Here is a 12308-nt window from a genome sequence, read left to right as displayed (position 1 = left end):
AAGTGCAATAAAGCAGACCAAAATTATACAGACGACGCGACAGCCTACAAGGCCTCATTGGTGAGGCATTGTTGCGCAACTGGTTCTTGGGGCGTGCTTCTGGTTTCCGGCAACGCGGATGTGGGGGTAGGTGCTTGTGCCCGACAGTCTCTCTTCCACGGTCGGCCATTTTTTTGCGGATAGGCAGGCCTGCAACTGTCTGCTGATCGATGATTGCGGTGTGGTAGCGGCAGGATGAATGGGATCACGCGGGTTTTCAGACTTCTGTTCTTGCACCGTGAATAAATAATTTTTCTTCGTGCGCCATGGACTCACGAGGCACACGGGATATCGTATGGACCGATGCGTCTGCACTTTTGGAAGGCGTACAACAAGGTCAATATAGCACTATCAGGATTTACTAAGATGCCACAGTTTAACGGAACCTCCTCCCCCGATAGCATCGCTGGATCAGCAGCAGCTGACGTCATTTTTGGCCTTGGGAGCAGGGACACTTTGTTCGGCGGTGGCGGTGACGACGTTATCAGCGGCGGTGATGACAACGACCTCCTGCGCGGGGATTCCGGCGACGATATACTGCAGGGCGACGACGGATCAGACGACCTTTTCGGGGGCGACGGCAACGACAATCTCGATGGTGGCGCGGCGCAAGATTATCTTGACGGCGGACCGGGCGACGACTTTCTTGCCGCTGGCCCTGGCAACGACCGGCTTTTTGGCCGGGATGGCGACGATACGCTGGACGGCGGCGCAGGGTATGACCACCTTGACGGCGGTGACGGCAACGACAGCCTTGAGGGTGGCGGCGATGATGATGACCTGAACGGCGGCGATGGGCATGACACCCTGTCAGGCGGTGCGGGGCACGACAGTCTGGATGGTGGGGCCGGCAACGACAGCTTGTTCGGCAACTCCGGGAACGACACGATCTATGGCGGCGATGGTGCGGATACGATCGACGGGGGCGACGGCGACGACACGGTGAGTGGCGGGCGCGGGCCTGAGACATGGGGCAACGTGCTGATGGGCGGTGCCGGCAATGACCAGGTTGTCGGCAACTATGGCGACGATGTTCTGCGCGGTGGTGTCGGCGACGATACCCTGCTTGGTGGCGGGGGCACCGACGTGCTGTATGGCGATGAGGGGAACGACCTCATCCGGTCCTCGACTCCCGCCGACGGCAGTCCCGTTATCGACACAGTCTTTGGCGGCGAAGGTGACGACACGATCGAAGGTCGTAATGGCACCCGCACAGTATTCGGTGGCGACGGAACCGACCTTTTGCTGATGTACGACGCTGCACAATTGTCCGAGAGCCGCACGTCAGAGACTGAGTATAGCCTTGAGGAGGACGGAACCGTCCGGATCGATGTCCAGACCTATGCAGTCACCCTGGCGGGCCTTACGCCGACATCGAATTTCACTGTTTTTGTCGCCGACGACGTGGAACAGATTGAGATCGGCGGAGAGATCCTGAGTTTTCAGGATATCAAAACACTTGCGCTGACGATTGACGGCACACCCGGCGATGACAGCCTGACCGGGGGTGTGGCCGGTGAAACCATCATTGGCGGCGATGGCGCCGACACCCTTTCGGGGGGTGGTGGGAACGATGTCCTTGAGGGCGGCGAGGGTCCAAACATGCTTAGCGGCGACGCGGGCGACGACCGGCTTGAGGGTGGCAGTTGGAGCGATACACTTGACGGCGGCACGGGTGACGACGGTCTTATCGGGCGTGACGGCGATGATGTGCTCATTGGGGGTGTCGGCAACGACAACATCGCGGCGGGCTACGGCGATGACACACTGAGCGGAGGCGACGGAAACGACCGCCTTGGCGGTGGGCCCGGGGCGGATTTGATCGACGCCGGTATCGGCAATGACACCATCGGCGGCGGCAGCGGAGATGATACGATCATGGCTGGCGCAGGGGATGACGTGCTCGCGGGTGGCAACGAGGACGACCATTTGACAGGTGGTGACGGAAACGACACGATGGGTGCGTCTTACGGCTTTGACTTTGTGGACGGCGGCGCGGGCAACGACAACCTTGGTGGTGGCAGCGGGCAGGACACGATTGAGGCCGGCGCGGGCGATGATTTTGCCGGTGGCGGTCTGGGCGCCGACATGTTGACCGGCGATGAAGGCGACGATTTCCTTGCTGGCGGCGATGGCTCGGATACGATTGTGGGTGGCACTGGCGACGACACCCTGAACGGGGGTGTCAACAGTGATCTTCTGTCGGGCGGCGCGGGGGCAGACACCTTCGTCTGGACCGTTAGCGATGAACAAGCGGTGGACCGCATTACCGATTTCGAGGACAATATTGATACCCTCCGACTTGACGCGTCTGGCATCGTGAATGCGCCAGGCTCCGGCCTTCAGGGTAAACTCGACGCGCTGTCAGTGACGGATGCAGACATTGATGGACAGGCCGGTGTTGTTCTGAACTATGACGGCCAAATTATCGAGATCCTCGGCATCACGGCGGCCCAACTCACCCTCGACGACATCATCTTCATCTGATTGCCGCACGGCCGATTGGTGCATCACGCCATGGTCATTGGGAATGGCTGTGGTGGTTGCACCAGCGATCCACGTGATACGGGGTTTGCGCCATGCCGACACAGAAACCAGAGACATATTTGTTGAGACTACTGGCAAAATCCCGCAGTTCGCTCTGGTTCGCAAGCAGCCGGTCTGCGGCGGTCTGGGCCTCGTGTCGCAGCCTGGAAAAATCAATCCGAGTGAATTTCCGATCTTTCAGAACGATCTCGCCGGCAACCATGACATGACGAACGGACGAGCTGTCCTGGGCATGGACGATCTGGTTGACCGGATCGTTCAGGGGAACGAAGCCAATGGAATCAAGATCCAGAAAGACGATATCCGCTTCGGCCCCGGCTTTGATCCTGCCGATGCTGTCGCCAAAGCCGAGAGCCTTGGCAGAGCCTTTGGTTGCCGCATCCAAAACTTCGCGGGTCGACAGCCAGTCGGAGGTGTCAGGGCTGACAATGCGTGAGGCAAACGAAGCCAGGCGCATGGAGATGAACATATTCTGGTCGTCAGAACAGCTAGACCCATCCGTGCCGATACCCAGATTTACCCCTGCCGCAAGACTGCGGCGTGCGGGTGAGATACCGTTTCCGAGCCGCATGTTGGATCCGGGATTATGCGCGATGCTGGCGCCGTTATCGCCCATGCGGCGCAGATCATCATCGTCCATCCAGACACAATGCGCGCCTGTAAAGCGTTCCGATAACATCCCAAGACCGTCCAGGTAAGATGTCAGTGTCTGACCATATCGCTGCATCCCCGTAACCGCCTGAATTCGGCTTTCGGCAAGATGCATGTGCAATCCAACCTCGAATTCGGCCGAAAGATCGCGGCATCCGATCAGAAACTCTTCGGTGCAATGCAGGGGAATCGTCGGCGCCAGCGCGATCTTTGTCCGGCGCGTGTCAAACCGCCAGTTGGACAGAAGTTCGCGGCAGGTTGATAGCAGCGTTTCGGTCGGCGCCATCCTCACATTTTCGAACCGGGCACGTTTATCTTCTGGTAAGGCGGCCAAAAGCTCAGGCAGAGCCTGATAGAGCGACAAATCAGCCATCATCGGTGCAATGACCGAACGCACACCGACTTCTTCGTAGGCTCCGGCGACCGCATCTATCGTCTGGATCGTCGGGCCGGGAAATTCGAAATACAAATCGTAAACAGACGTGCAGCCGTTCAACAGCATCTCGGCCGCATTCAGGCGCGCGGTCAGCGCCATATCTTCCAATTCGCGACCGCCGTTCATCCATGGGCCTGCATGAAGGAGGTGCTCCAAGGTCCAGCGATCCCCAAGGCCCCGCCCCAATGCACCGTGACCGTGGGAATGCGCATTGACCAGGCCGGGCATCAACAGGAAACCTTCGGCGTCGATCTCTTCCGCTCCGATTGGCGCGTCCATGCCATGTACGCCGATCTCGACGATCAGGTTGTCTTGCACAAGGATATCGCGGCGCTCCGGGCGACCGGTTTTGTCATCGGGCAAAAGACCGTTGCGAATGATTTTGAAACTCTCGGTCATACCGGTTCTCCACGTATTCAAAAGTTGAGTGATTACTGTTCGCGGTTCGCCGTGGCCCACGGGAACAAAAGCCGTTCAGTCACCGCGACGAGCTGAAACAGGATTATCCCCATCGCCGACAAAACCAGCATCGCTCCGTAAGCAAGAGGCATCCGAAAAAAGGCAGTCGAGGTCTGGATCAGATAGCCAAGACCGCGATCAGAGGTCACGAATTCGCCGACGACGGCCCCCACCACAGCAAGGGCCACCGCTGTTTTCAAACCGCTAAAGATGAACGGAATTGCATAAGGCATGCGGATCATCACCATCTGCTGCAAGCGCGAGGCGCGATAGGACCGTCCAAGTTCGACCAGATCTGAGGGAACAGAAAGAAGGCCCGTCGTGATCGCTATCACAAGTGGAAAAAAGGCGACAAGGAACGTGATGATGATGCGCGGCATCTCGTTGGCACCAAGGGCTATCACAAGGATCGGGGCCAGGGCGACCTTTGGGATCGACTGGGTCAGGATGAGCAGCGGATAGACGGCGCTTGCCACGGTCTGTGACGCGGTTAGCGCGAATGCCAATGGCAACGAAACGCTGATCGACAGTCCAAAACCCAGTAACACTGTCTTGAGGGTCGCCATCGTATGCCCCCAGACCAGAGCCGGCTGAGCGCTGGTCGCGATCCAAATCTGGCTTGGCGCAGGCAAAAGGTATTCAGGAATCGCGAAACCCACGACTGCGATTTCCCAGATCGCCAGAAGAATGATCAGGGTAATCACTGGCATCAGGACCCCCTGAGAGCGGAACCAGATGCGGCGAAGACCTTGGCCGAATGTGATGTTTGTGTCAGCCATTTCTCTACTTTCCCGTGATCAGATAGCGGATGTGTTCCACTTTTTCCTGAAAGAGCACGTCTTTTTGCGCTTCGAAGCTGCGTGGACGCGGCAACGGAATATCAACAATCTCACTGACCCTGCCGGGGCGCGCCGACATGACAACCACTCGGTCAGAAAGAAGAACGGCCTCTGCAATCGAATGCGTCACAAACACGATTGTTTTCGGACGCTCCCGCCAAATCCGCAAAAGTTCGAGCGACATATCCTCGCGCGTCAACGCGTCGAGGGCGCCAAAGGGTTCGTCCATAAGCAGGATATCCGGATCGTGCATCAAAGCCCGGCAAATACCGGCGCGTTGCTGCATTCCACCCGAAAGCTCCGACGGATATTTGCTTTCGAAATCAGATAGTCCGGCAAAGGCCAGCAATTCCCGTGCGCTGTCTACCGAGGCCGACGTGCGGGTTTTCAAAACATTCAATGGAAACAGCACATTTTCCAGGATTGTTTTCCAATCCAGCAATGTTGCCTTTTGGAACACAAAACCGCATTTGATCTGTGGTCCGTCTACGACGTTTCCGTCGATCAAAACAGCACCATCGGTCGTCGGCAAAAGCCCCCCGATCATGCGCAACAGCGTCGACTTTCCGCAGCCGGACGGCCCCACAAGTGAGATGAATTCATTGGGGCGGACCGCCAAAGTCACGTCCTGCAACGCGACTATCTTTTCACCGTCGCGGGAATTGAAGACCTTTGTGGCCCCGTCGATGGAAATGTTGGTCATTTGGGGTCTTTCATTGTTCCGATCCCCTCGTGCGGGGGCCGGACATAGGACAGATGCGAATTTGTCCGAAGTTACGGAAGATAGCTTTCGTCGATCGCTGTCGACGTATCAAAATCCGTGGCCAGATCCTGCGCAGCGGCGACCTGCTTGTAAGTAAAATCAAGGCGGTCTTGCCCGAACCGACCTAGTCCGAATTCTTCTTGAGAATCGTTGAACACAAAGGCGAGCATCGCGGTCAGGCTGCCCACGCAGTCATCCAGCGCCACTTCGGGAACGGCTGCCACGTGCAGGTCGCATGCCTCGTCAATGTTGTCATTCGCCCACACCAGAGATTTCTGCAAAGCTGACAGGAATTTTTTGGCTAGTTCCGGGTCTTTTTCCAGCGTCTCTTCAGTGGCGATCACGGAGGTCGAATAGATTGCAAACCCTGCCTCGACAAAGGGAAGAACCTTGATCTTTTCGCCCTGCGTTTCGGCGGCCTTATTCTGATAATATTCGTGGATCGAAAAGAACGGGGCCGCGTCAACACGTTTGGCGATCAACAAGGCCGCCATTGATGACGCATCTGCTGTCACCCATTTGATTTTGTCCGCATCAATACCGGACCGCTCTGCGACGGCCGGAAAATACAGCCGGTGACTGTTTCCCGCCGAAACGGCGATGCTTTTGCCTTCCAGGTCGTCGAAGCCGTCTATGCCGCTGCTTTCAAGCACGAAAAGCGAATGGGGTGAATGCGTGTAAACCGCGCTGATCGCCTTGACCGGCGCTTGTGCAACTGCGCGGCCTGTGAAGACCGCTGCGATGTCGGCAATCCCGAAGTCGGCAACGCCGCCTGCGATTTTCGCGACGGTGTCAGACGAGCCATAGCCGCGGCTGATCGACAGGTTGATGCCCTCTTCTTCGAAAAAGCCGTTGGCAACACCCGAGTAATAGGCGGCCATTTCGCCGGACGGAATCCAATCCAGAATAAAGCTGACATTCTGGATTTCCTGAGCCGCCACAGGCAGGGCCATCGTGACGGACAAGAGGGCTGCGCTTGCGACTGAACCAAGGGGCATGGACCTGTTAGTATGTTTGCAAAGGGTCAACATTAATTTTCCTGTTAGCTGGCTTCGTTTTTCATTGCGCAATTACGCTAGTCATAACGTTGGACACCGGCCGTCCATCACGACAAATTATTTAAAAGCTCAGTAGAATAACTTCAGGTTATTCAGTATCAACATCAATGGGCGCAAACCCATGCCCTGATGGGCTTTGACCTCTTTGGTGCTTTGTGAAAAGCATGCAGAGGCGAGAGGGTGACATGCTCTCGCGATGAATGAATGCACATCAAATAGGCGACGCGCCCATTTTTAAACCTCAATCAGGAGCCGTCCGGCGTCTTAACCAGAGTTCAGGGCATCCAGACGATGTCGCAGGTATCTCTCAATAAAGATGGTGCTACTGCGCGATAACGCATGCTTTCGCGCATGGCTGATCATCACTCGGCTGGTTTCCATCATGCTGGTGAACGATACCGCTACGACGTTGGGGAACTGTCCCGCGACATAGGTCATCCGATCGACAACGGCGACGCCGATACCCTCTTCGACCAGCGGACAAGCAGGTAGCAGAACCGCACCGATAGCAAGTTGTCGCAGGTTTATCAGGTGCCGCACTGCCTGACTAAAATGGCGCGTATCGTTTTGTCACATTAACAAGCCGCCATTTGCAAGGATCGCCGCGTGTCGGCCGTCTGTTCAGGCCAGACTGGGCAGGGGCGTTGAAACGTCGCGGACGCAGCTTCAGGTTGAAGTAATCTGGGGGCGGGGGGCCATCGACGCTGGCTCTTTGCCAACCGCAGTCATCCATTCCCGGACCCGCCACCCGGTGACGATTTCGTTCAGAACATACGGGTCTGTCCGAGCGAAGTCCTCGGCCGCTTCCGGGCCATCCCCCTTGAAGAACAGCACATTGGTATCCGTCGGATCGGCAAGCGACCCCGCCAACGCCAGATCGCCACGATCGCTGGCGGCCCAGGTGTGAACAAGGTGGGCGTCGCGATACGCGCCGCGACGCTCGGCATAGTCAGGAGCGAGGTCGTAAAACAGAAGAAAGTGACGCATGGAAGCCTCTCAGAATTGACCGGATGTATGGAACGCCCCTCCGGTTGCGGTGCGGGATGTCCCGGCGCGTCGAGCGCCGGTATTTGAAGGTCTCAGTCACCTGAGTGAGCAGCCCTGGCGTCTTTGTCGCAGAATGCCACGGTTTGAAAACGGGGTGGGTTGGTCAGGTCACATACCCGAGGGGATAGACTTCGCTCTGACTGCGGAACATCTCAAACCGGTGTGCGGCCTTGTCGCGCGACGATTCCAGGTGGTCCTCCATTGCCGTCCGGGCGGCATGTGGACGCCCCTCAGACATGGCGCGCAGCACCTTGAGATGTTCGCCCATAAACGGGTCGATGCGTGCGGGCATCCTGCTGGCGGCGTCCTGAATGTGTTTGCCTGCCAATAGCATGCTGCGGCTATGCCACAGTGCGCGCGGCAGTTCCGGATTGGCGGCGTGCGCGACGCAGTCGATATGCAAGTCGGTTTCAAGCCGGTCCAGCAGCTCGCCCTCAACCTGCGGATAGTGCTCGGCCGCGCTCTTGCAGCGCGCCACCATCTTGTCAAGATCGGATGGTGCAACGCGGCCCACGGCGCTTTGGATTGCGGCGGGTTCCAGCATCAACCGCAACTCGTAGAGATTGGCAAAGCGGGCCAGATCAAAGGGTACCAGCGACCAGCGTTCGCGGTCGTCCCGCGCCACGATGCCAATGGTCTGCGCGTGCAGCAAAAGATCGCGCGCAACAGTCCGGCCGACATCAAAGTGCCGTGCCAGCGCCAGTTCGTTGATCCGCCCTTCGCCAAAAAGCGATCGCAGAATGATGTCGCGTTCAAACTCGTACCAGAGCGATTGCCAAGCCGGGGCGCGGACCTCGGCCAACGCATGCTCGGGCAGGCCGATCATGCTCGGGGTCAGTTGTCGGCGCTGCGGCGCGGACCCTTGCCCGACAACAAGCCCGCGGCCCTCAAAACGCGCAAGGCGTCCCTCGGACTCAAGAAGCAGCAAGGCTTGCTTGACCGGTGATCTGCTGGATCGAAACAGCACCGCCAGAGGTCCCTCGAGCAACACCGTTCCTTCGGGCAGCGTGCCAGTGTCGATTGCGGTGCGGATGTGATCGGCAATCGTGGAATAGACCGGCGTTCGGTCGACAGAGGAAACGGCTGGCCTCAAGTAACCGCACCGATTTGCCACGGCACGAATTCGCTGTCGCCAAAGCCTTGATCCTCGCTCATGGTATGTCGGCCCGACGCAACGTCGAGTATCATGTCAAACAATCGCTGGCCGGCCTGTTCGATGCTGTCGTCACCAGTGACGATGCCGCCGCAGTTGATATCCATGTCCTCGTCCATCCGTGTGTACATTTCGGTGTTGGTCGCAACCTTGATGCAGGGCGCAGGCTTGAACCCCGAAACGGAACCACGTCCAGTGGTAAAGACAATCAGGTTGCAGCCGCCCGCCACCTGTCCCGTCACAGCCACCGGATCGTATCCGGGTGTATCCATAAAGACAAACCCCGGCGTCCGGACCAGTTCAGCGTATTCGTAGACCGCCATCAGCGGCATGGTCCCGCCTTTGGCAACAGCGCCCAGCGATTTCTCCAGGATGGTGGTGAGTCCGCCAAGCTTGTTGCCATGGCTGGGGTTGTTGTTGAGTTCTGCCTCGTGACGCTCGGTATAGGCGCGCCACCATGCGATCCGGTCCATCAGTTTTTGCGCAACCGCCGGAGTAACGGCGCGCCGCGTCAAAAGATGCTCAGCGCCATAAATCTCCGGCGTTTCCGACAACACCGAGGTGCCGCCATTGCGCACCACGAGATCTGAGGCAACCCCAAGGGCAGGGTTGGCAGAGATCCCCGAATAGCCGTCCGATCCGCCGCATTGCAGGGCCAGCTTCAGACCGGATAGCGGCACCTCTTCACGCTGCATCGCGCTGATTTCGGGCAGCATTTCGCGAATCATTTCGCTTGCCTGCTTGACGGTTCGGCGCGTCCCGCCAAGCTGCTGGATGGTCATCGTACGCAAAAATGCGCCTTCCTTGAGGCCGAATTTTTCGACAATAGGCGCTATTTGGTTGGTCTCGCACCCGAGGCCGATCATCAGAATGCCGGCAAAATTAGGGTTCTGCGCATAGCCGGACAGCACCCGCTGTAGTATGGCGTAGCCTTCGGTCTTTGTGCTCATCGCGCAGCCAGATCCATGCGTCAGCGCGACGACCCCATCCACATTCGGCCAGGCCGCAAGTTCGTCCGAGCGGTTGAAGTGATCCGCAACCGCCCGCGCCACCGTGGCCGAGCAGTTTACCGAAGTCACTATGCCGATATAGTTGCGGGTGCCCACCTGCCCATCGGCGCGCAAATAGCCCATGAACGTCTTTCGCTCGGACGCAGGCAAGAGCGGCGTCGGCCCGCCATCGGTGGCAAAATCATGCGTGCCCACGGTGTCCTGCATCGCCATATTGTGAAGGTGTACGTGATCTCCGGGCATGATATCGGCTGTCGCCACGCCAATGGCCTGACCGTATTTGCGCACTGTCTCGGCCACTTCAATGCGACGGAGTGCGACCTTGTGCCCGCTCGGAATATCGACGGCCGCCGAAAAGCGCGCGGTGTCGAGTGCAAGCGGTGTACCGGCGGGGATCAGCGACCGCGCCACTCCCACGTTGTCATCCGGGCTGAGACAGATCAACGGCGCGACATCGGGCTGGGATGGCATTTTGACTCCAAAATGATTGTTGCATGCAGAAAACATTTATGCCAGCTTGCGCCCAAGTCAACCGGTATTTTGCCGACTGAGGGACGGCGCTGGCCAGAATCGCGTCGGGTGGAGCGGAATACTTTGCTAAAAGGGAGGAAAGACATGAACAAAAACGCAACGACTGCGGGGCTCGGGAGACGCGGGTTTCTCAAGCGAACGGGGGCCTTTGGCGCCGCTACGGCACTGGGGTTCGGCGCCACGCCGATTTTCGCGCAGGAAACTGAACTGCGCATGGCGCATATTTTTAACGAGCAACAGCCATTCCATAAATGGTGCGTCTGGGCCTCTGATCAGATCCGCGAACAGACAGACGGGCGCTATAACATTCAGGTCTTTCCCTCGTCTTCGCTGGGTGGCGAAGTGGATATCCTTCAGGGTATGACGCTGGGCACAATCGACATGGGCCTGACCGGCAGCGCTTCGGCAAGCCGGACGTTTGGCCCGATGGCAATCATCGGTGGGCCGATGATGTTCCGCGACTTCGATCACTGGTCCGCCTACCGTGACAGCACGGCCCGCGCGGATGTGATGACTGAATACAACCAGCGGTCCGGTTTGCATGCCATGGCGAGCGTCTATTATGGTCAGCGCCAGACCAGTTCAAACCGGCTGATCGAAACGCCTGAGGACATGAAGGGGATGAAGCTGCGTGTGCCCAACGTGCCCCTCTATCTGATCTATCCGCGCGCGGTTGGGGCGAACCCCACGCCGATTTCCTTTTCCGAGGTATATCTGGCCCTGCAGCAGGGCGCCGTGGACGGGCAGGAAAACCCGCTGCCGACAATATATGCGCAAAAGTTCCACGAGGTGCAGAGCCATGTCGCGCTGACCGATCACATGATCGACACGCTGGTTGCGCAGACAAGCGGACCGCTCTGGTCACGGCTTTCGGATGCGGACAAAGAGGTGTTCTCGGCTGTGTTCCAGGACGCGATGGCACAGTGCACCGGCGACGTGCGCGCCGAGGAGGAGGCGCTGGTCCAGACACTGCGGGACGCGGGTACAACGGTGAACGAGGTTGATCGCGATGCGTTCAAGGCCGCGGTCGAGCCGATGCTGACCGGTGACGACCTGCCGTGGTCGACGGCGGAATATGAACAGGTCCAAGCCATCTGATAAGGCTTGCGGCGCGGTTCGCCGCGCCACCCGCAGCACCGGCATCCCAGACGGTGCCGGTGCCGCTCAGCTCATAGACCGGGTCGGCGATCCAACACCCAGGAGGACAAATGCAAGACAAGGATGAACGCCCCGCCAAGATCCGCGCGGGCGCCGGTTTTCTCGACCATCTCGGAGAGCAAGACAAGCATCTTGCCGACGAGGAAACAGGCCAGATCCGCGCCACGCCCGAAGACATCGTCGCGCTTATCCTGTTTTGGGCGACAGGGATCACCGTTTTCTTGCAGTTCTTCACGCGGTACGCACTCAATAACTCTCTGAGCTGGACCGAGGAGATCGCCCGCTATCTGTTGATCGCTATGACCTTTATCGGAGCCTCGGCAGTGTTTGCACGCGGCGAACACATCGCTCTGACCTATTTTGCTGACCGCCTTACGCCCGGGCCGCGCCGCTGGCTCGACGTGGCTGTCGGGTTCTGCTCGGTCGCGCTTTTGGCCGCGCTGACCTACTACGGTGCGCAGGTGGCCAATCTCATGGGCAATCAACCTATGACGTCAATCGACCTTTCGACCGGCATCATCTACTGGACCGTTACAGTCGGTTTTGCTGGTATGACCCTGCGCAGTGCCATCGCTCTTGTGGGCCGTGTCCGCGCACATAGACAGAACGGCGGCTGA

The 12308-nt window shown here is 58.5% G+C and carries 11 protein-coding genes; 3 read left to right on the top strand and 8 right to left on the bottom strand.

Annotated elements, in window-relative coordinates; translation table 11 throughout:
- Positions 1 to 405: 405 nt before the first annotated feature.
- A complete protein-coding gene (locus tag IMCC21224_RS20580; protein ID WP_197089269.1) occupies positions 406 to 2526 on the top strand; it encodes a calcium-binding protein in 2121 nt (706 codons plus the stop codon).
- A gap of 34 nt (positions 2527 to 2560) precedes the next feature.
- On the opposite strand, the gene IMCC21224_RS20575 is transcribed toward IMCC21224_RS20580, so the two are convergent.
- The 8 genes from IMCC21224_RS20575 to IMCC21224_RS20540 all read right to left on the bottom strand — a co-directional run bounded on the left by IMCC21224_RS20575 (position 2561) and on the right by IMCC21224_RS20540 (position 10473).
- Positions 2561 to 4072: an amidohydrolase family protein gene (locus tag IMCC21224_RS20575; RefSeq protein WP_047997452.1), complete on the bottom strand. Its 1512-nt coding sequence runs from the start codon at positions 4070 to 4072 to the stop codon at positions 2561 to 2563.
- Positions 4073 to 4104: 32 nt separating this feature from the next.
- Positions 4105 to 4911, bottom strand: a complete 807-nt coding sequence (locus IMCC21224_RS20570) for an ABC transporter permease (protein WP_047997451.1) — start codon at positions 4909 to 4911, stop codon at positions 4105 to 4107.
- Positions 4912 to 4915: 4 nt separating this feature from the next.
- Entirely contained in the window at positions 4916 to 5674 is a 759-nt protein-coding gene (locus IMCC21224_RS20565; RefSeq protein WP_047997450.1) for an ABC transporter ATP-binding protein, read from the bottom strand.
- Positions 5675 to 5745: 71 nt separating this feature from the next.
- Positions 5746 to 6804, bottom strand: coding sequence for an ABC transporter substrate-binding protein (locus IMCC21224_RS20560; protein ID WP_231582165.1), 1059 nt, complete (start codon positions 6802 to 6804; stop codon positions 5746 to 5748).
- Positions 6805 to 7056: 252 nt separating this feature from the next.
- Complete coding sequence (locus IMCC21224_RS20555) at positions 7057 to 7332, bottom strand: hypothetical protein (RefSeq protein ID WP_047997448.1); 276 nt, start codon at positions 7330 to 7332, stop codon at positions 7057 to 7059.
- Between the two features lie 126 nt (positions 7333 to 7458).
- Entirely contained in the window at positions 7459 to 7779 is a 321-nt protein-coding gene (locus tag IMCC21224_RS20550; protein ID WP_047997447.1) for a YciI-like protein, read from the bottom strand.
- Between the two features lie 163 nt (positions 7780 to 7942).
- A complete protein-coding gene (locus IMCC21224_RS20545) occupies positions 7943 to 8932 on the bottom strand; it encodes a GntR family transcriptional regulator (RefSeq protein WP_231582164.1) in 990 nt (329 codons plus the stop codon).
- Positions 8929 to 10473 carry a UxaA family hydrolase gene (locus IMCC21224_RS20540; RefSeq protein ID WP_047997648.1) on the bottom strand — a complete coding sequence of 515 codons (1545 nt, stop codon included), beginning with the start codon at positions 10471 to 10473 and terminating at the stop codon, positions 8929 to 8931. The genes IMCC21224_RS20545 and IMCC21224_RS20540 overlap by 4 nt, the downstream gene beginning before the upstream one ends.
- Before the next feature lie 144 nt (positions 10474 to 10617).
- Between IMCC21224_RS20540 and IMCC21224_RS20535 the strand changes: the two genes are divergently transcribed.
- Entirely contained in the window at positions 10618 to 11631 is a 1014-nt protein-coding gene (locus IMCC21224_RS20535; protein WP_053079116.1) for a sialic acid TRAP transporter substrate-binding protein SiaP, read from the top strand.
- A gap of 110 nt (positions 11632 to 11741) precedes the next feature.
- On the top strand, positions 11742 to 12308 hold the full coding sequence (locus IMCC21224_RS20530) for a TRAP transporter small permease (RefSeq protein WP_053079115.1): 567 nt from the start codon (positions 11742 to 11744) through the stop codon (positions 12306 to 12308).

The organism is Puniceibacterium sp. IMCC21224 (assembly GCF_001038505.1).
Classification (GTDB): domain Bacteria; phylum Pseudomonadota; class Alphaproteobacteria; order Rhodobacterales; family Rhodobacteraceae; genus Puniceibacterium.
Note: the sequence above shows the minus strand (reverse complement) of the source record. Positions and strands in the feature narration are given on the sequence as shown.

Bases quoted from the DNA above. Each gene is read 5' to 3' on its own strand.
- IMCC21224_RS20580 (WP_197089269.1), top strand. From the start codon at position 406: ATGCCACAGTTTAACGGAACCTCCTCCCCCGATAGCATCGCTGGATCA.
- IMCC21224_RS20575 (WP_047997452.1), bottom strand. From the start codon at position 4,072: ATGACCGAGAGTTTCAAAATCATTCGCAACGGTCTTTTGCCCGATGAC.
- IMCC21224_RS20570 (WP_047997451.1), bottom strand. From the start codon at position 4,911: ATGGCTGACACAAACATCACATTCGGCCAAGGTCTTCGCCGCATCTGG.
- IMCC21224_RS20565 (WP_047997450.1), bottom strand. From the start codon at position 5,674: ATGACCAACATTTCCATCGACGGGGCCACAAAGGTCTTCAATTCCCGC.
- IMCC21224_RS20550 (WP_047997447.1), bottom strand. From the start codon at position 7,779: ATGCGTCACTTTCTTCTGTTTTACGACCTCGCTCCTGACTATGCCGAG.
- IMCC21224_RS20540 (WP_047997648.1), bottom strand. From the start codon at position 10,473: ATGCCATCCCAGCCCGATGTCGCGCCGTTGATCTGTCTCAGCCCGGAT.
- IMCC21224_RS20535 (WP_053079116.1), top strand. From the start codon at position 10,618: ATGAACAAAAACGCAACGACTGCGGGGCTCGGGAGACGCGGGTTTCTC.
- IMCC21224_RS20530 (WP_053079115.1), top strand. From the start codon at position 11,742: ATGCAAGACAAGGATGAACGCCCCGCCAAGATCCGCGCGGGCGCCGGT.